Below are 19,013 nucleotides of genomic sequence, written 5' to 3' on the forward strand. Positions count from 1 at the left end.
AGGGCCCCGGCGGTGTCTTCGAGCTGGGCTCAGCCTGCGGTTTCGCGGTTGTGTCGCCAGGCGAGGTCTTGTTCGACGGCGCGGTCGTAGTTGGTTTGCTAGTGCTGGGGCAGGGCGAGTTGGCGTCCGGGTGGGATGCGGCGGCCGTCGGGTCCGGGCGGGAGGTGGGGGGCTGGGCGTTCGGCTTCGGGGACGAGGTGGAAGCCGGGGCCGCAGAGGTTGCGGTCGATCACTGTGCGCAGGCGGTCGACCGCCCCTGGGCGCCAGCGTTGGTGCCACTCCCCGGCCGCGCTGGGGGGTGCCGAGCGTAGGTAGGCCTGGGCGTGGGCGCTGCGTAGCCAGGACAGCTCGACCAGGGCGGGGCGGTGCAGGGGCCAGCAGTCGGGGAGCTCGTCGCGGGTGATCTCGTACCAGGGCACGAAGACCTCGGCGATCCAGCGCCCGAGGAAGCGCCCTCGTAGGTGCACCGTCCGCGACGGGCTGCCCTATCGCGAGGGAAGGGCGCTCCGCCACACGAAGTCGCAGGTTTCGAGGGCCGTCTGGAGATCGCTGCCGGTGGTGGTGGCGCAGTAGAAGGTGCGCTCGGTCATCCAGCACAGCGCCCGCGCGAGCTCGCCGGCGTCGGTGGGGCCCGAACCGTTCGGCACCCCGGCGCGGACTAGGACCCCCCGCAACGCCGCGGCGTTTTCCTCGAGCACCTCCACCCACATCGCGCCGATCTCCGGGATCACCGCGGTGTGGTCGACCGCGACCCGCATGGCCCGGCCGTGCTCGCGCCACGCCGCCGCCGTGGCCTGCAGGGCGACCCGGATGCGGTCCCGGGGGGCACGTTCCCGTCCGTCGCCGCGAGCCGGGGCGTTTCCCGCAGGGCTGCCACGGTCCGGGCGACGAGCGCGACGAGCACGTCCTGCTTCGAGCCGAAGTAGAAGTACAGCGCACCCCGGTGATCCCCGCGCCGCGGGCGATGTCCTCGACGGTCAGCGCGTCGACGCTCCGCTGGTCGAGCAAGGTCTCGGCGGCATCGAGAATCGCCTGTTCGCGCAGATCTCCCTTCGACGGCGTCTGCCGACGCCGGCGGGACGTCCGCTCCTCACCGGGCACCGCGCACCCCCGCACCGGTCGCGGGTTCCGCGGGATGGATCCTCACAGCGACGACCGTACCTGCCGTGACCGGGCCGGCCGACGACGACGGACCCCGGGTCGGCCGGCCCGGCCGAGCCCTGGTGCGGGATCGCCGGAATGCGCCGACGGCACGGTGTGGCTGTGCGGCCTCGCGCAGCAGGGTGCCGCGGGAACATCAGCCCCAGCCGGTCACCGGCCGGTGAAACGCGGCTCGCGCTTCTCCACGAACGCTGCCATGCCCTCGGCACGGTCTGCGGTGGCGAAGCGGCCGCGGAACAGGGCCCGCGCGAAGCGCACACGCTCGGTGAGGCCGGTCTCGAACGCCCTGTTCACCGCCTGTTTCGCCGCTAGCACCGCAGGCTTCGACTTGCGGGCGATGGTCGCCGCCACCCCGACGGCCTCGTCGAGCAGGTCGGCGGCGGGGACGACCCGGCTCACCACCCCTTCCCGCTCGGCCTCGTGGACGTCCATCGTGCGGCCGGTGAGGATGAGGCCCATGGCCTTCGCCTTGCCGACGGCGTGGCCCAGGCGCTGGCTGCCGCCGATCCCGGGCAGGATGCCAAGGTTGATCTCCGGCTGCCCGAACACGGCCGTATCTGCGGCGATCAGGACGTCGCAGAGCATCGCGAGCTCGCAGCCACCGCCGAGGGCGTATCCGGACACGGCGGCGATCAGCGGCGTACCCAGCTGCGCGAGTCGGTCCCAACCGTCGAACAGTCGCTCGGTGTCGGAGTAGTCCAGTTCGGCCATCTCCGCGATGTCGGCGCCCGCGGCGAACGCCCGCTCGGAGCCTGTGATCACGATGGCACCGATCTCTGGGTCGGTGTCGTAGGCCGAGGCCGCCGCCAGCACCTCCGTCTGCACGGCCTGATTGAGGGCGTTGAGGGCCTTCGGCCGCTCGAGCCGGATGAGACCGACCCCGGGCACGGGGAACTCGGTCCGGATCGAGGTGTACGGGTCGGAGGTGTTCTGGCCGGAGGTCTGCGAGTCGGGGCCGCTCACGGTCCCGCCGTCAGCACGATCTTGCCCGCGGTATCCCCGTCGAGCATGGCGCGGAACGCCTTCTTCGCCTCGGCCATCGGCAGCGAGAGGCCGATCTGCGGGCTGATCCCGGTGTCGGCGACGAACCGCAGCAGGTCGACGAGCTCGGCTCTCGTACCCATCGTGGACCCCTCGACCCGGAGCTGCAGGAAGAACAGCCGCTGCAGATCCGCGCCCGGGTTGGGGCCGCTCGTCGAGCCGCAGCAGACGATCGCGCCCCCGGGCCGAAGTGCCCGCATCGAGTGCGACCAGGTCGCGTCGCCGACGGACTCGAAGACCGCGTCGACCTTCTCCGGGAGCCGCGCCCCGGGTTCGAAGGCAGCGTGCGCGCCCAGCCGGCTGGCGAGCTCACGCTTCGCCTCGCTGCGTCCGGTGACCCACACCCGGAAACCGGCGGCCCGTCCCAGCTGCACCAGGGCCGTCGAGACGCCGCCGGACGCACCCTGGACCAGCATGGTCTGTCCCGGGCGCAGCCCGGACTTGGTGAACAGCATCCGGTACGCCGTCAACCAGGCCGTGCTCATGACGGCACCCTGGGCCGGGTCCATGCCGTCGGGCAGCGGGACCGCGTTCCGTCGCGGTACGACCACGGTGCCCGCGAGCGTGCCCTGGTGCTTCTCGGTGAGCAGCGTGCGTCGGGGATCCAGGGTCTCGTCGCCTGCCCAGTCGGGGTCCCCGATCACGGGGTGCACGACGACGGCGGTGCCGTCGGCCAGGGTGCCCGCGGCGTCCATCCCGAGGATCATCGGGAACTGCTCGGGCTTGATCCCAACGCCTCGCAGCGTCCACAGGTCGTGCATGTTGAGGCCGGCCGCAGTGACGGAGACCGCGACCCAGCCGTCGGGTATCTCCGGCTCGGGCCGCTCCCCCACCACGAGGGAGGCGATCGGGTCGTCGGGGTTCGGTTCGCTGGCGTAGACGGCGAACACGTGGTTCTCCTCTGCTCAGAGTCGTTCGAGGACGGTGCCGGTGGCCAGGCCGCCGGCACAGCACATGGTCAGGAAGCCGAGCTGACGGTCGAGGTCCTCGAGCTCGTGGACGAGGGTGGTGATCAGCCGGGCGCCGGAGGCCCCGAGCGGGTGGCCGAGGGCGATGGCGCCGCCGCGCGGGTTGACCCGCTCCGGCTCGGGGCCGAGCTCGTGCAGCCAGGCCCCGACGACGGACGCGAACGCCTCGTTGATCTCGACAACGTCGAGATCGTCGATGGTCAACCCGTTGCGTCCCAACATCCGGCGGGTTAGCGGGATCGGCGCGGTCAGCATCATCAACGGGTCGTCGCCCTGCACCAGGTGGTCACGGATCCGGGCCCGCGGGCGCAGCCCCAGCTCGCGCGCAGTGTCGGCGCCCATCAGCAGGACCGCGGCCGCACCGTCGGATGTCTGCGACGAGGTCCCGGCGGTGAGCACGCCGTCGTCGGCGAACACCGGGCGCAGGGCGCCGAGGCTCTCGCGGGTGGTCTGCGGCCGGATTCCCTGGTCGGTGCGCACCAGCGCGCCACCGGCCTCCACGGGCACGATCTCCCGGTCGAACGCGCCCGCTCGGGTCGCCGCATCGGCGAGCCGGTGGGAGCGGACCGCCCAGTCCTCGAGCTCGCCGCGGGAGAGTTTCCAGCGCGCGGCGATCCGCTCCGCGGACGGGCCCTGCCCGACCAGGTTCTGCGCTTTGACCAGGCCGTACCGGTCGATGATCTCGGGGGTGACCGCGTCGCCGTACTCCTCCTGCACGCGCACACCGGCCGCGAACGGAAGGCGCCCCATGTGCTCGACGCCCGCCGCCAGCACGATGTCCCGCGCACCGGATCCGATCAGGGAGGCCGCCAGGTTGACAGCCTGTTGCGAGGCGCCGCACTGGGTGTCGACGGTGCTCGCCGGGACCTCTACGGGCAGGCCGGCGTGCAGCCAGGCGTTGCGGGCCACGTTGGCGCCCTGCACCCCGATCTGCTGCACGCACCCCGCCAGTACCTCGTCCACCTGTGCAGGATCGAGCCCGGTGCGGTCGAACACGGCCCGATAGGTCGCGCCGAGCAGGTCGTGCGGATGCAGATCGCGGAACACCCCCTTCTCCGGGTGCCCGCGCCCGATGGCGGTGCGCACGGCGTCGACCACGACGACGTCACGGTTCATGTGATCTCCAGATCGGTACGGGGAGGTGGGGTCGTAGGGATCAGGCCGCGAGCCGCGGCGAGGACCGCATCGATCGCGGTGGGATCGGCCAGGCTGCCCCGGCTGACCACCGAATCCGGGTCCGCGCCCATGAGCAGGCGCTTGATCGGCACCTCGAGCTTCTTCCCCGACGAGGTGCGCGGGAGGTCGGCGACGGCCAGGATGTCGTCCGGCACGTGCCGCGGCGAACAGCCACGGAGGATCGCCGCGCGGATGCGTGCCTCGAGCGCCTCGTCGAGCGGCACGCCGTCCAGCACCACGAACAGGACAATCGCCCCGTGCGTACCGGGCCGCGGGACGTCCACGGCCACCGCATCGGTGACCTCGGCGACGGCAGTCAGCGCGTGGTAGATCTCGCCGGTGCCGATCCGCACGCCGCCCCGGTTGATCGTGGCGTCGCTGCGGCCGGTGATGATCCCCGTGCCGCGCGGGGTGAGCTCCAGCCAGTCCCCGTGCGCCCACACGCCCGGGAACCGCTCGAAGTAGCTGGTGCGCAGCCGCTCACTGCCGTCGTCGCCCCAGAACCCCAGCGGCATCGAGGGCATCGGCGCCGCAACCACCATCTCGCCGACCTCGCCGACGAGCGGCCGGCCGTCGGCCGACCAGGCCTGCAGGTCCACACCGAGCGCGGGTGGGCCGAGCTCGCCCCGGTACACCGGGACCGTCGGGGCCAGCCCGAGGAACGGCGTGACGACGTCTGTTCCGCCGCTGATCGACACCAGCCAGGTGTGCGCGGGGAACTCGGCGTAGACCCAGTCGAAGCACTCGGCCGGCAGGGGCGATCCCGTCGACCCGATCGTGCGCAGGGACGTCAGGTCCCGACCCGCCCGCGGCCGAGCCCCGTTCCGGCGCTGCGCGTCGAGCCAGGCGGCGCTCGCACCGAACACCGTGATGCCGCTGTCCGCGGCGAGGTCCCACAAGGCGTCCCCGCCGGGATGGCCGTCGTAGAGCACCACGGACGCACCGGCGAGCAGCGGGGCGAGCTGGATGTTCCACATCACCCAGCCGGTGGTCGTGTACCAGGCGAAGCGGTCCTCGGGCCGGAGATCCAGCTGCAGGACGGCGGTCTTGAGCAGCTCCAGCAGCACCCCGCCGTGCCCGTGCACGATCGCCTTGGGCGGGCCGGTGGTGCCGGAGCTGTAGAGCACCCAGAGCGGATGGTCAAAGGGCACGTCGGCGAACTCGAGCCCGTCCGGCTCCGCGGGGCCGCCGCCGAACCCCTCCTCCCAGCCGGAGCCGTCGAGCAGGCCGAAGCGGATCCGGCGGGCGCCGGTGCGGTCGGCGATCTCCCGGGCCTCCTGCTCGCGGTCGACGGCGCGGCCCTTGTAGCGGTAGCCGTCGACGGCCAGCAGCACGGTCGGTTCGATCTGGGCGAACCGGGCGGCCACGGCGTCCCCCCCGAACTCCGGGGCGGCGGCTGACCAGACCGCACCGAGGGACGCCGTGGCCAGGAACGCAGCCAGGGTCTGCGGGATGTTGGGCAGGTAGGCGGTCACCCGGTCACCTGCGCCGACGCCATGGGCGGCCAGACCCTGCCGGATGCGGGAGGTCTCGCGGCGCAGGTCTCCCCAAGTCCAGGAGCCGTCCCCGCCCGCCTCGGAGCGGAACCGCACCGCGACCGCGCGCGGGTCCCGCCCCGCGAGGACGTGCTCGGGGAACGACAGCCGCCCACCGGTGAACCACTCCGCGCCCGGCATCGCCCGCGAGCCCAGCACGGCGGAGGGCTCGGTGTGCCAGCGGACCCCGAGGAACCGGGCGGCCAGCGACCAGAAGCCCTCCAGGTCGTCGACCGACCAGCCCCACAGCTCCTCGTAGGTCGACCCGGCCCGCCCGGCCGCCGCGGCGAAGCGAGTCAGCGCCGCGTCGCGCAGCCGGGCGGGGTCGGGACGCCAGAGCACGTTCGGCACAGTGACCTCAGCCCGCCTTGATGTTGTCCTGGGCGGCCTTCTCCCGCTCCGCGAAGCGGCTGCCCTCCACCTGCGGCGGAAGCACCGGGAAGTCCCGGTGGACCTTGCGCAGTACCTCGTCGGTCGAGGCCTTCGAGCGGGCGAACAGCGCCGGGAGGTCGACGCCGACCAGCACACCGTCCTTCTTGACGTGCCTGCCGTCGATCCACACGTCCCGCACGTCCTGCGGGGTCGACTGGAAGACCACTCCTCCGACCGGATCGACCGAGGGCTGGCCGGTGAACGTGAGCGGGTTGCCGACGATCACGACGTCAGCCTTCTTGCCCGGGGTGAGCGACCCCGTCACGTCTCCCAGCCCGCAGGCCTCGGCCCCGTTGATGGTCGCCCAGGCCAGGACGTCGTGCACGGAGGTCTGCAGGGACTCGGGCATTCGCCCGGCCCGGTTGATCGGGTCGTTCTGCGCGAACCGGTCCGCCGCGATGGCCAGCCGCATCTGCGGGACGAGGGAGCCCGAGTTGAGCGAGATGATGTCGCAGCTCAGGGTGGGCTTGATGCCGTGCTGGCGGCACTCGGCCATGGCCGGCCAGCCCATGCCCATATTCATCTCGGTCTCCGCGGCGATGGAGACCTTGCAGCCCGCCTCGCCGAGGTACGCCCACTCCTGCTCGTCGAGCGCCACGCAGTGGATGTGCACCTGGTCCGGCCCGAGCAGGCCCGCGGCGTGCAGGTCCTTGATCCCGTTCGACAGGGGCGTGCCGAAGAAGCAGGCCGTGTGGAAGGCGATGATCTCGCCCTCCTCGCGGGCCGCACCGATCTCCGCCCGGGTCTGGTCGAACGGGACGAAGCCCAACTCGTTAACCGAGACGCCGACACGCACCAGTGACTGGTTCGAGTGCTCGCGGACCAGCCGGTGGTAGTCCTTGACCCGCTGGGCGTGGTCGGCGTAGCCCACCTCCGGCGGCGCGGAGTCGAAGAAGCCGTAGGCGAACACGGCGCGGATGCCGCTGTCGAGCAGCCCACCGATAGCACCGTCGGCATGACCGGGGCTGTTGTTGCAGTGCGAGAAGTCCAGCAGTGTGGTGATCCCCGCGTCGACGGCTTCCAGCGCGCCCACGAGGTTGCCGACGTACACGTCGTCGGCGGTGTAGTTCGGCGAGATCGCCATGCGCAGCGTGTTCATGTAGCCGCTGATGCTCATGTCGGCGCAGATGGCGCGCATCTGCGTCTGCCAGGTGTGCCGGTGCGTGTCGACGAGGCCGGGGATGACTACCCGGGCCGTCGCGTCCACCACGGTCGCGTCGGGCGCCTGCAGGTCCCGGCCGACGGCCGCGATCACGTCATCGGAGAGGAGGACGTCGCCTCCCTCGATGACCCCGAGCCCCGGGTCCATCGTCACCACGTGACCGCCCTTGATCAGGGTGCGCGTGCCCATGTGTGTCTCCATCCATCGGTTGCGGTACGTCGTCGTATCCGGTCTGCCCGATTGCGCAGGCCCAGCAGGCCTACTTGATCGCCAGCCCGCTCAGCGGCGATCCCGAGGCCCCGCTGATCGGCAGCGGCGGAGCCACGAACTGGAATTCGTACACGCCGTCGTCCGCGCAGTGGCGGCCGAGCGCGTCGAGGTCGAAGATCTCACCCAGGGCAAGCCCCATGTGCACGAGCGCGACCGTGTGCAGGGGCTGGATCTGGGCGATCTCGTTGGGGCGCACCTCGACGCCCCAGGTGTCGGTCACCACGGCGGCGACCTCCTTCTCGTACAGCCACGGCGCGGTGTGCAGCGAGAGCCCCGGAGCGGGGCCGCCGGCGTAGTCGCCCCAGGCGTCGCGGCGCGCGCCCAGGAACCCGGTGCGCACCAGTACGGCGTCGCCGCGGCGGACCTCGACGCCCTCCGCCGCGGCGACGGCGTCGAGCTCGGCCGCTGAGACCGCGTGGCCCGGCTCGAGGCTGTCGAGACCGGCCCACTGGGCGACGTCGAGCAGCACGCCGCGCATCACGTACCGGGTGATCCCGGCCTGGATGCCGTTCCGGCTCGACCCCTGCGAGGTCGAGAGCGCCGCAGGCCGGTCGTTGTACATCCTGCCGCCGTAGAAGATGTGGGACAACGAGTCCCACTGCGTCCCGGCCTGGGTCGGGAGCACCACGACGTCGTCGGAGAAGCCGAACCCCTTGCCGGGCCCCCAAGGTGTCTGCTCCTGCGCACCGGCGGCGTAGTCGGAGCCGGAGGCCTTGACCAGGAGCTGGGGATTCTGCCGGAAGCCGCCGTCCTGGCAGCCATCCTGGTCGTACGGCAGGGAGAGGGGGACGACCTCGCCCTTACGGACGCACGCTGCCGCGGCGCGAATCTGTTCCGCCCCGACGAAGTTCAACGTGCCGATCTCGTCGTCGTCGCCCCACCGGCCCCAGTTGCTGAACCGCGAGATGTAGTCCTTCAGCAGGTCGGTGCCCTCGGGCACCTCGGCCGGGACCCGGACGGTTTCGACGTGCGTTGACAAGCCAGGCTCCTTCGCGCGGCGGCGGTCCTTCTCGACTCTCGATCCTGCGGGGCCACCGCGACCCGGTCCATGTATGGGCTCACAAAGGATGCCTTCCCGAGTTGTGGCCGCCACAATGCCTGGGAGGCATGGTCGGGGCAGTCGACGACGAGGGGGCGAGATCCTGTGGACGGGACAGCGCTGGAACCACCGGAGTCGCGTCTGCCCCGGTGGATGGAGGCGATGACCGAGAGCTTGCGCGCCATCAACGAGGAGCACGACCTCGACCAGGTGCTCGCCCTGATCGCCCGCCAGGCGTGCGAGCTGCTCGACCTGCAGCAGTGCGCGGTCTACGTGCTCGACCCACCGTCGGGGACCTTCCGGATCAACGGCTCGCACGGCCTTTCCCCCGGCTACATCGAGCGCACCAACGTCGAGCCCATGCGGCTCGACGAGGCGACCGCCCGGACCGGCCCGCCCACCGCACGGGCCGCGCTCACCGGGCGCCCGGTGTTCGTGGAGGACGTGTTCAACGAGCCAGGGCTGGACCGGTGGCGGGCCAACATGGCCCGGGAGGGCCTGCGCGCCGTGGTCGCCGCCCCCATGCGCACGACCGACAAGTCCCCGATCGGCACCCTCACCGGCTACACCCGCTCCGAGCGCGCCTTTGACACCGCAGCTCTCGACCAGCTCGCCCTGCTCAGCGACCATGCCGCGGCCGCGATCGTGGCCGCGCGCCGGCGCGACCGCGAGCGTGCGGCCATCGGTGCGCTGTCCGAGGCCAACGAGGAGCTGCGGGCGCAGCAGGCGACGGTCGCCCGGCTGCGGGACCTCCAGCAGGAGCTGACCCGGCTGCTGCTGACCGATGTGGGCCTGGCCGGCATCGCCGCGTTCCTCGCCCGGCGGCTCGACGCCGAGATCACCATCGACGACGAGGACGGCACCGCGCTCGCCGCGTCGCCCGCGGACGCCACCGTGCAGCGTGACGTGTTCGAGGGCGGGGCCGGGGGCCGGGCTCGGCTCACCGAGGTGCTCGACGCGGGCCGGGCGACCGAGATCGGGCAGGCGGACACGCCGGTCTGCCTGGTACCGATCCCGGGCTCGACCTCCCCGCGGGCGCGGATGTGGGTGCGCCGCACCACGTCGGGCGGGCTGCGGCCCGCCGCCCCCTTCGACGACGACGAACGGCGTGCCATGGAGGGCTGCGCCCTGCTGATCGCGCTGGAGCGGAGCCGCCTGGAGCGGCGGGCCGAGGCCGAGGCCCGGCTGACGAAGGACCTGCTCGCGGACCTGCTCTCGCCCGCCGCGATGGTGCACGCGGACTCCGTGATGGCCCGGGCCGCCGCGCTCGGGCACGATCCGCGCGGCAGCCACGAGCTCGCCGTGTTCGTGCAGGTCACCGACCCGTCCCCGGGCGCCCGGCCGGACCCGGGCCGGCTCACCGCCGCCCTGCTCGACGCCGCCCGCGACATCCGCCCGCGGCCGGTGGTCGGCGCGGTCGGCGACGCCGTGGTCGCGCTGCTGCACACCGCCGCGGACCCGTTGCGGGACCGGCGCCGGGGACGCGCCCTGCTGCCGTCGCTGGTCGAGCGCGCCCGGCAGGTCACCGGCGGCCGGGCCCGTTGCGTCGTGGGGGCGGTGCAGGTCGAGCTGGCCGACGTCGGCCAGGAGCTCACCGTCGCGCTCCACGCCGCCCGGCTCGTCACCCCGGCCTCGCCGGAGATCGTCCGGCTGGCGGACTTCGGAGTGCACGGCCTGCTGCTCGAGTCCGGGACGACCGAGCGCCTGGTCCGGTTCGCCGAGCGGACCCTGGGGCCCGTCGCCGAGCTCGACCGGACCCGGCAGAGCGACCTGGTGGCCACCCTGCGGGCGTGGTTCGCGGCGGACATGTCGAACCGGGAGACGGCCGGGCGGTTGTTCGTGCACCCCAACACCGTCGGCTACCGCCTCAAGCGCGCGGCGGGGGCGGCGGGGCTGGACCTGGGCCGCCCGGCGGACCTGATGACGCTGCAGCTGGCCCTGGTCGTCGACGAGATCCGCGGCGGGGTTCCCCGGCCGTCCTGAGGGGCGGCGCCGGGATCAGCGCCGCCCCTCAGGGCGGTCACGACACGGGGACCTCCGGACCGCCCGGCTGCCGGGTCGCCGGCAGCGGGCCGGCGGCCTCGTGCCGGGCCGCGGCCACGAACGCGGCACTCGACGCGCATGCGGCGCAGATCGCCTCGTGTCCGGCGGTGGGGTCGCGATCGACCTCGACTGCGGTTTGGGACTTCGTGCAGGCGTGGCACCGCACGCGCTCGGCCCAGACGTCGTCGACCTCGTCGCGCGGGTCACCCGGGCGCACGAGCCGGTCCGTCGGGTTGCCGCGCAGCCCTCGGAGGGCCGTGTAGACCGCGGCCGCCACGACGAAGGTCAGCGGCGGGGCCCAGGTCGCGGCGACCACCGGAGAGACGGCCAGCAGCACGATGCCGACCACGCTCGCGACGGTCCAGGCGGTCAGACCCGGGCCGTTCACCCCCGGCACCCGGCCGGGCCGGAACTCCAGCGGACCCTCCCGCCGGACCCGGCGGAACCCGAACTCCGTCAACGCGATCGCGATCCAGGCGACCACCACCACGGCCTGGTAGTTCAGCGCGGCGAGCAGGAACGAGAAGACGTTCGTGAGCATGAACAGGTAGCAGGCCAGACCGGAGGTGAGCACCCAGACCCACCGCGGCAGCCGAACCCCGAACACCCGCGAGAAGAAGCTCTCGAGGTTGGTCGAGGCGAGGTAGAGGTTCGCACTGTTGATCTTCGTCTGGGTGGCGAGGATGAAGATCATGCCCCAGATCCCCATCAGCTGGACGATCCCGACCACCAGCGCCGACTCGCTGACCGGCCCGGACGAGGGCAGGGTCCCGACCAGGAAGATCCCGACCAACGCGTTGCCGAGGATGGTGACCAGGTAGAACACCGGTCCGAACGTGACGACACCATTGACCCGGACGTCGCGCGGGCGGCCGAGCCTGGCGAAGTCCACGGTGTAGAACATGATCAGCCAGACGCGCATGAACACGCTGAACGCGAACAGCCAGCCCGGGCCCGCGACCGCGCTCCCGGGAGCGGGCTCGAGGTGTAGCGCCGCCTCGCGATGGTGATCGTGGTAGCGGGCCGGCCGGAACCCATCCGACCCGCCACCACGCCCCGGCATGGTCACCGACGCCGGAAGCCTGGCACCATGTTCCCCGACACCACGGGGCCGGCTGTCGCTGTGCCGTGGCACAACGACAGCCGGCTCCGGGTTCGGCGGCGTGCGGCGTCGCTCAGGACCGACGGGAGGCCTGGGCCTCCAGGAACGCCGACACGGCCGCCTTGTGCTCGGCACCGCCGAGCAGGATCGCCTGCATGGATGCGGCCATCTCCAGCGCCGCGGGGAGCGACGCCTCGGCCGATTCGCGGACCAGCCGCTTGGCCATCCGCAGGGCCTGCGGCGGCGTCGCCGCGATCGAGGCGGCGAGCGTCCGCGCCGCCGCCGGGAGCTCCTCGCTCGGCACCACCCGGGAGACCAGGCCGAGCTCGAGCGCCTTCGGCGCGTCGATGAACTCGCTGGTCAAGGTCAGCTCGAGGGCCTTCGCCGGCCCGACCAGCCGGCTCAGGAACCAGGCGCCGCCGATCCCGGACACCAGCCCCAGACGCAGGAAGCTCTCCGCGAGGACCGCCCGCTCCCCCGCGATCCGCAGGTCGCACATCAGCGCGAGGTCGCAGCCCGCACCGACCGCGGACCCGTCGACCTCCGCGACCGAGGGCACCGGGAGCTCGTGCAGCGCTCGCGTGATCCGGTGCAGGCTCGAGCTCAGCCGCGCCCGCACGTCGGCGACCGAGCCCGCCATCAGGTCCGCGCCGGTGCGCATGTCCTTGACGTTGCCGCCCGTGCAGAAGTGCCGGCCCGACGACCGAATCAGCACACAGTGGACCTCCGGGTCGCGGCCCGCGGCCTCGAGGGCGTCGGCCAGCGCCGTGCTCATCGCGACGTCGAGCGCATTGCCCGTCTCGGGCGCGTCGAGGGTCAGCGTCAGGACGCCCGCGACGCGCTCCGCGCGCACCAAGTCGCCTGCGGTCTCGGGCAGGTGGTCGAGAGCTGTCGTGGTCATGGGTTCCTCATCGGTTCGTGAAGTCCGGACGGCGCCGCTCGCGGAACGCGGCGATGCCCTCCTTCTGGTCGGTCAGCGCGAAGCCGGCGTGGAAGGCACGGCGTTCGAAGAGCAGGCCCTCGCTGAGCGAGGACTCGAAGGAGCGGTCCACTGCTTCCTTGACTGCGAGGATCACCGGCAGCGAGTGCCGCGCGATCCGTTCCGCCAGGGTGAGCGCGGTGGGCACGACCTCGGGAGCCGGCACGACGGCCGACACCAGACCGGCCGCGAGGGCCTGGTCGGCGGTGATCGGGTCGCCGGTCAGGCACATCTGCATCGCCAGGGACTTGCCGACGGCGCGGGGCAGCCGCTGGGTGCCGCCGGCGCCGGGCACGATGCCCAGCACGATCTCGGGCTGGCCGAACGTGGCGTCCTCACCGGCGACGACGACGTCGCACAGCATGGCGAGCTCGCACCCGCCGCCCAGCGCAAAGCCCCGCACCGCGGCGACCACGGGTTTGCGACGGCGGCACAGCACGTCCCACGCCCGCCCGATGACGTCCCCGCCGAAGGCGCCCGCGTAGTCGAGCGGCGCCATCTCCGTGACATCCGCGCCGGCGGCGAACGCCCTCTCGGAACCGGTCAGGACGGTCGCGTGGATCCCAGGGTCCGCCTCTATCGCCAGGACGGTCTCGCCCACCGCCCCGACGACCTCGTCGGACAGCGGATTGAGCGGGTTCGCCGACGCGAGCCGGACGAGCGCGACCCGGCCGGTCCGCTCGACGGTCACCGGACCGTGGGTCTCGATCCCGCCCATCAGACCGCCTCCGCCCGCACCGGCTCCGGGGCCGTCCGCACCACACCGGAGTCCACCAGCGACGCCTGCTCCTCCGCGGTGAACCCGAAGCCTGCCAGCACCTCGAGGGAGTTCTGGCCGAGTGTCGGCGGGGGTGACGGGCGGGGCGCGGGGTGCGACGGGCCGAGGGCGAACCCGGGCATCCGGACCCTTCCCGCGATCGGGTGCTCGACCTCGGTCTCGAGGCCGCTGGCCCGGTACTCGGGCGAGGCGACGACATCGGAGTAGGAGGCGACAGGGGCGCAGAGGATGTCACGCTCGGCGAGCAGTGGCAGCCAGAACCGCGTCGGGTGCCGGACCAGGCGGCGGCTCAGCTCGACGCGCAGTGCCGGGCGATGGGCCACCCTCGCGTCGTTCGTGGCGAACCGCGGATCGGTGCGCAGCACCGGCACCCCCAGGACCGCGCACAGGGCCGACCAGCGGTCGGGGTCGTAGGCGGCGAGCATGACGTGCCCGTCGGCCGTCGGGAACGCCTCGTTCGGCGCCGCGTAGGGCGCTCCGCTGCCGAGCTTGTCGGCCTCTCGGCCCGACGCGAGGAAGGAGGCGAAGCCGATCTGCTGGAGCAGCACGGTCGCGTGGTAGAGGCTGACGTCGAGGTGCTGCCCACCCGCCCCGTCGCGGACCTGGTGCAATGCGGCGAGGACCGCGACGGTGGCGAGGTGCCCGGTGACCATGTCCGCGACCGGGACCGGCACCTTGGACGGGCCCGAACCCGGTTCGCCGAGGCTGCTCATCAGCCCCGTGACCGCCTGCATGACCCCGTCGACGCCCGGCCTGTCGCGTGCCTCGCCGGTCTGGCCGTAGGCCGAGATCGAGCAGTACACGAGATCGGGGTGGGTGGCCCGCAGATCGGCCGCACCGAGCCCGAGGGAGTCCATGACGCCCGGCCGGAAGCTCTCGACGACGACGTCGACCTCGCCGGCGATCCGGCGGACAACGGCCCGGCCGCGCTCCGACTTCAGGTCGATCGCGATGCTGCGCTTGTTCCGGTTCACGCTGAGGTGGATCACGCTCTCGCCGTGCTGCCACGGCGGCCCGATCCGGCGGCCGCGCTCGCCACCCGGCGGCTCGACCTTGATGACCTCGGCGCCCAGGTCGCCCAATGTCATCGCGCAGACCGGGCCCGCCACCACGTGGGTGAAATCAAGTACGCGGATACCGCGCAGACTTTCCTGCAGCATACTTCTCGTCGCCCTCGATTCGAAGTGGGAAGGACCGGGAAACCATTCCGGACCGCCGTGGGTCGAGCTTAGGAACCGAACCTACCGGCGGACAATCGACCTTTGCTGGGGTACGGGTTGACCAGAGCTCAACGGCGCCGGACGACCGGCCCGGAGCCGGTGGCGACCGGCGGCCCGCGCGAGGCGGGCTATCCTCGAGCCGTCCTCGGGTCGCTGTCGGGAGGAGTCGGTCCATGGCGGGTCGCGGGGAGCTGCCGCCGCTCAATCCAGCCCGCGTGTTCGAGGTCACCGGTCGCCTGCTGAGCGTGAGCCGCGCCGCCGAGGAGCTCGTCGTGACACCGGCGGCGGTGAGCCGGCAGGTGCGGGCGCTGGAGCGCCACCTCGGCGTGGCGCTGTTCGACAGGGTCCACGGCGGCCTACAGCTCACCGCGGCCGGCGCCCGCTACCTGGCGGAGCTCGGACCCCTATTCGCCGCGCTCCGGGACGCGACGGACGCCGTCCGTTCCGGCGGCGGGCGCTCGGGGCAGCTGCGGATCGTCTCGCCCGCGACGTTCGCCGTCCGCTGGCTGATCCCCCGGCTCGCGGGGTTCCACCAGGCCCACCAGGACATCGACGTGCAGCTGACCACATCCTCGCAGCCCCTCGACCTCGAGCGCGGCGACGTCGACGCCGGGATCACCCTGGGTGACGGGGCCTGGCCGGGGGTGGAGTGCCAGCGGCTCGTCCCCAACGAGCTGGTGCCCGTCCTGTCGCCGGAGCGGGCCGCGGCGTCGGAGGTCGCGTGGCCGCAGCGGCTGGCCTCGGAGACGCTCCTGCACTCGTTGGCCCGCCCGGACGACTGGTCGGTGTGGCTGCGTTCGGCGTCGGTCCCCGGCGTCGACGCGTGGGCCGGCATGAAGTACGAGACCTCGCTGCTGTCCTACCAGGCCGCCATCGAGGGCCACGGGGTGGCGATCGCCCAGCGGGCGCTGGTGGCCAGGGAGCTCGGCGCCGGCAGCCTCGTGGCCCCGTTGCCGCAGGTCGACCGCGGCGACCACACGTACTACGTCGTGTGGTCGACGCGGCGCGCGCCCTCGGCCGAGCTCAGGGTGTTCCGCGCGTGGCTGACCCCCGAGGTGCTGGGGCCGGCGGGCGGGACCCGCTGAGCCGGGCGGGCGCGGGCCCGTCCGGCCACGGTCATCCAGCGGCGGTCATCCGGCGTCGCTGCCCCGTTCAGCGGTGACGGGAGTAACGGGCTCGGCGGCCGGGAGGCCCCGGGCCCGTTCCCGGTCCTCGACCCGCGACCGCTGGTCCCAGAAGGTCCCCACGACCACCAGCACGGCGAACGCCAGGAACAGGATCGAGACCCCCCAGGTGGCGTTCCCCGGCATGACCGCGACGAGGGCGAACGCCAGGAGCGGCGCCAGACCGCCCGCGATGCCGCCCGTCTCGCGGCCTGTGCCCAGCCCGCTCGCGCGGACCTCGGCGGGGAACTGCCCTGCGTAGAACGACCCGGACGCCGCCAGCATCGCGGGCATGATCACGCCGGTGCCCAGGATGAGGACGGCCCAGATGAGCCAGGGGGCGCCGGTGTCCAGGGCCCAGAAGAACGGGAAGGCGAGCGCGGCGATGCCGGCGGCGCCCGCGACCTGGACCTGCCGGGAGTCGAAGCGGTCGCACAGCCGACCCGCGATCGGGACGGTCACGATCGCGACGGCGCTCGCGAGCGTCACCCCCAGCGCTCCGACGCCGGCCGCGACGCCGCGGAACTCGGTCAGGTACGAGAGGCTGAACGTCTTGAACAGGTACGACGAGCCGAGGTAGCCCACGGTCACCATCGCCACGACAAGGAGCCCCCGCCAGTCACGGGCGAGCAGGGTGCGCAGCGGCGCCCGCCGGTCGCCCGCGCCGCACTGGCGGACCGCCTCGAACGCCGGGGTCTCGGGCATGCGGGCCCGGACCCAGATGCCGAGGACGACCAGCGCGAAGCTGGCGATGAAGGGGATGCGCCAGCCCCAGGTCAGGAGGAACTCGCGGTTGGTCGTCGTCAGCACGGTGACGGTCAGCGAGGAGACGAACAGCCCGATGTTGACGCCCAACGCGGGCCACGAGCCCAGCCGTCCCCTGGTCCGCACCCCGGCGTGCTCGTAGGCGACCGCCACCGCGCTGCCGAACTCGGCGCCGGCGCCCAGTCCCTGGGTCAGCCGCAGCAGGACGAGCAGCACCGGGGCGAAGACGCCGATCGAGGCGTACGACGGGATCAGCCCGATGAGGCCGGAGGAAACGCCCATGAGCAGGAACGTCAGGGACAGGACCTTCTTGCGCCCGATCCGGTCCCCGAGATGGCCGAAGACGATGCCGCCGAGCGGACGGACCAGGAAGCCGACGGCGAAAGTCGCGATCGAGGCCAGGGTGCCCGCGACCGAGCTCTCGCCCGGGAAGAACACGGGCCCGAAGACGAGCGCCGCCATCGAGGCGTAGAGGTAGAAGTCGAACCACTCCAGGGCCGAGCCGATCACCACGGCCGGTCCGACCGCCCGCCGGTCGAGCCGCTTCCCGGTGGAGCCCGGTGACGGTGAGGTGTCCGCCATCGCAATGTCCAATCTGTGCGTCGTTGCAATGATCTGGCCGGGGCGGTCCGGCCACGGCGCCCGCATCGGGACGAAGGACCGACGGATGCCCCGGGAATGCGTGCGGGAAATTCGAGTACCCGGCCGGGAAGTCGTCGCTCAGAGAACGTAGGAACAGCTCCGGGTCGGACGCAATCGACGTTTCCGACAGGACGCCTTGACCTCAGGTCAAAAGGTACGGCCGCGGACGCACTCCTGTAGTCAACAGCACGTTGACTTTTCTCTACGCTGCGTAAGCTGGGGTCATGGCCCTAACGACGCCGAAGATCTTCTTCATCACCGGCGCGAGCTCCGGCTTCGGCCAGGCGTTCGCGACCCGCTTCCTGCAGGACGGACACACCGTCGTGGGCACCGTCCGCAAACCGGACGACGCCGCGGCCCTCGAGAAGCCCGCCGAGGGCACCCCGGGTACCGCCGTCGCGCGGCTGCTCGACGTCACCGACGACGAGGCCGTGTTCGCCACCGTCGCCGAGGTCGAGGAGACCGTCGGCCCGATCGACGTCGTGATCGCGAACGCGGGCTACGGCCACGAGGGGATCCTCGAGGAGTCCCCGATGTCGGAGCTGCGCCGACAGTTCGACGTCAACGTCTACGGTGCTGTCGCCACGCTCAAAGCCGCCCTGCCGTTCATGCGCGAGCGCCGCCGTGGCCACCTGATGGGCGTCACCTCGATGGGCGGCTTGATGACCATCCCCGGCCTGGCGTACTACCACGGGAGCAAGTTCGCGCTCGAAGCGATCCTCGAGACGCTCGCCAAGGAGGTCAAGGCCTTCGGGATCGCCGTCACCGCGATCGCACCGGGCTCCTTCCGCACCGACTGGGCGGGCCGCTCGATGGTGCGCACCGAGCGGTCCATCGAGGACTACGACGAGCTGATGAACCCGGTGCGCGCCAACCGCCTCGCCGCGCACGGCAATCAGCTTGGCGACCCCACCAAGGCCGCCGAGGCCGTCCTGTCGATCGCCGGCAGGCCGGACGCGCCGGTCCACCTCGTCCTCGGCTCGGACGCCCTGCGGCTCGTCGGGACCGCCCGCAAGGGGGTCGACGAGGAGATCGAACGCTGGGCCGAGCTGAGCCGCACCACGGACATCCCCGACGGGGTCCAGATCACCAGCTGAGCGGATGCAGCGAGCGCCCGGATCCCGAAGGGGCCGGCCGCCCCATCCCGTCCCCGACGCGCATCGTGACGACGACGTGGCGGGACCCACGGCGGCGGCCCCCAAGCAGGGGCGTGGCCGACAATCCGGGCACCGTCCGGCCGGCCGGAGGGGTGCGGGCCGTCGAGACGATGACCGCCTCATGCAGGTGCCTGTCCCTCCGTGGGCGTTCTCAGGCGAAGCCGGCGCCCGCGCGGGCTCCGACCTCGACCCGCACCCCGTTACCGAACCAGGACCCGCTGCGCCAGCGCAGCCCAATCCGGACCGGGTCGCCGGGGCCGAACGGGGCCCGTCGGGTGCTGCCGCGTGGACGTTCAGCGTGGCGGCACCCGCGGCTACGCTGAGGTCGTAGTGGCGGTCCTCGTAGACCGATCCCGCCACGCGGCCCTCCAGCACGAGCC

The 19,013-nt window shown here is 72.6% G+C and carries 16 protein-coding genes and 1 pseudogene; 3 read left to right on the top strand and 14 right to left on the bottom strand.

Annotated features, from left to right (window positions below):
* Positions 1 to 98: 98 nt before the first annotated feature.
* The 9 genes and pseudogenes from ACFQH9_RS04155 to ACFQH9_RS04195 form a co-directional block, all read right to left on the bottom strand.
* Positions 99 to 467, bottom strand: a complete 369-nt coding sequence (locus ACFQH9_RS04155) for a hypothetical protein (RefSeq protein ID WP_379564349.1) — start codon at positions 465 to 467, stop codon at positions 99 to 101.
* A gap of 18 nt (positions 468 to 485) precedes the next feature.
* Positions 486 to 758, bottom strand: a complete 273-nt coding sequence (locus ACFQH9_RS04160) for a hypothetical protein (protein ID WP_379564351.1) — start codon at positions 756 to 758, stop codon at positions 486 to 488.
* A 223-nt stretch (positions 759 to 981) separates the two neighbouring features.
* Positions 982 to 1,116, bottom strand: a pseudogene (locus tag ACFQH9_RS04165) (hypothetical protein); the annotation flags it as partial.
* Positions 1,117 to 1,311: 195 nt separating this feature from the next.
* The gene (locus ACFQH9_RS04170) at positions 1,312 to 2,049 is read right to left on the bottom strand and encodes an enoyl-CoA hydratase-related protein (RefSeq protein ID WP_379564353.1); all 738 of its coding nucleotides are present in this window, start codon (positions 2,047 to 2,049) and stop codon (positions 1,312 to 1,314) included.
* A 71-nt stretch (positions 2,050 to 2,120) separates the two neighbouring features.
* Complete coding sequence (locus tag ACFQH9_RS04175) at positions 2,121 to 3,092, bottom strand: zinc-binding dehydrogenase (protein WP_379564354.1); 972 nt, start codon at positions 3,090 to 3,092, stop codon at positions 2,121 to 2,123.
* 15 nt (positions 3,093 to 3,107) lie between these two features.
* Entirely contained in the window at positions 3,108 to 4,286 is a 1,179-nt protein-coding gene (locus tag ACFQH9_RS04180) for a thiolase family protein (protein WP_379564356.1), read from the bottom strand.
* Entirely contained in the window at positions 4,283 to 6,223 is a 1,941-nt protein-coding gene (locus ACFQH9_RS04185) for an acetoacetate--CoA ligase (protein ID WP_379564358.1), read from the bottom strand. The genes ACFQH9_RS04180 and ACFQH9_RS04185 overlap by 4 nt, the downstream gene beginning before the upstream one ends.
* A 16-nt stretch (positions 6,224 to 6,239) precedes the next feature.
* Entirely contained in the window at positions 6,240 to 7,664 is a 1,425-nt protein-coding gene (locus tag ACFQH9_RS04190; RefSeq protein ID WP_379564360.1) for an amidohydrolase family protein, read from the bottom strand.
* A 70-nt stretch (positions 7,665 to 7,734) separates the two neighbouring features.
* Positions 7,735 to 8,724, bottom strand: coding sequence for a cyclase family protein (locus ACFQH9_RS04195; RefSeq protein ID WP_379564362.1), 990 nt, complete (start codon positions 8,722 to 8,724; stop codon positions 7,735 to 7,737).
* Positions 8,725 to 8,946: 222 nt separating this feature from the next.
* Between ACFQH9_RS04195 and ACFQH9_RS04200 the strand changes: the two genes are divergently transcribed.
* Positions 8,947 to 10,767, top strand: coding sequence for a helix-turn-helix domain-containing protein (locus ACFQH9_RS04200; RefSeq protein WP_379564364.1), 1,821 nt, complete (start codon positions 8,947 to 8,949; stop codon positions 10,765 to 10,767).
* 37 nt (positions 10,768 to 10,804) lie between these two features.
* Here the strand turns inward: ACFQH9_RS04200 and ACFQH9_RS04205 are convergent, their stop codons facing one another.
* The 4 genes from ACFQH9_RS04205 to ACFQH9_RS04220 all read right to left on the bottom strand — a co-directional run bounded on the left by ACFQH9_RS04205 (position 10,805) and on the right by ACFQH9_RS04220 (position 14,846).
* Positions 10,805 to 11,896 carry a purine-cytosine permease family protein gene (locus ACFQH9_RS04205; protein ID WP_379564366.1) on the bottom strand — a complete coding sequence of 364 codons (1,092 nt, stop codon included), beginning with the start codon at positions 11,894 to 11,896 and terminating at the stop codon, positions 10,805 to 10,807.
* 106 nt (positions 11,897 to 12,002) lie between these two features.
* A complete protein-coding gene (locus ACFQH9_RS04210) occupies positions 12,003 to 12,830 on the bottom strand; it encodes an enoyl-CoA hydratase-related protein (RefSeq protein WP_379564368.1) in 828 nt (275 codons plus the stop codon).
* A 7-nt stretch (positions 12,831 to 12,837) separates the two neighbouring features.
* Complete coding sequence (locus tag ACFQH9_RS04215; protein ID WP_379564370.1) at positions 12,838 to 13,626, bottom strand: enoyl-CoA hydratase-related protein; 789 nt, start codon at positions 13,624 to 13,626, stop codon at positions 12,838 to 12,840.
* Entirely contained in the window at positions 13,626 to 14,846 is a 1,221-nt protein-coding gene (locus ACFQH9_RS04220; RefSeq protein WP_379564372.1) for a CaiB/BaiF CoA transferase family protein, read from the bottom strand. Before ACFQH9_RS04220 ends, ACFQH9_RS04215 begins: the two co-directional genes overlap by 1 nt.
* 233 nt (positions 14,847 to 15,079) lie before the next feature.
* On the opposite strand from ACFQH9_RS04220, the gene ACFQH9_RS04225 reads away from it, so the two are divergent.
* Entirely contained in the window at positions 15,080 to 15,991 is a 912-nt protein-coding gene (locus ACFQH9_RS04225; protein ID WP_379564374.1) for a LysR substrate-binding domain-containing protein, read from the top strand.
* A gap of 45 nt (positions 15,992 to 16,036) precedes the next feature.
* On the opposite strand, the gene ACFQH9_RS04230 is transcribed toward ACFQH9_RS04225, so the two are convergent.
* Entirely contained in the window at positions 16,037 to 17,416 is a 1,380-nt protein-coding gene (locus ACFQH9_RS04230; protein ID WP_379564376.1) for an MFS transporter, read from the bottom strand.
* A gap of 284 nt (positions 17,417 to 17,700) precedes the next feature.
* Here ACFQH9_RS04230 and ACFQH9_RS04235 point away from each other — a divergent pair, with 284 nt between their 5' ends.
* Positions 17,701 to 18,573 (top strand): oxidoreductase, encoded by an 873-nt coding sequence (locus ACFQH9_RS04235; RefSeq protein ID WP_379564378.1) that lies wholly within the window; start codon positions 17,701 to 17,703, stop codon positions 18,571 to 18,573.
* The last annotated feature ends 440 nt before the right edge of the window (positions 18,574 to 19,013 follow it).

This window comes from Pseudonocardia lutea, from assembly GCF_042658055.1.
GTDB classification, from domain to species: Bacteria; Actinomycetota; Actinomycetes; order Mycobacteriales; family Pseudonocardiaceae; genus Pseudonocardia; species Pseudonocardia lutea.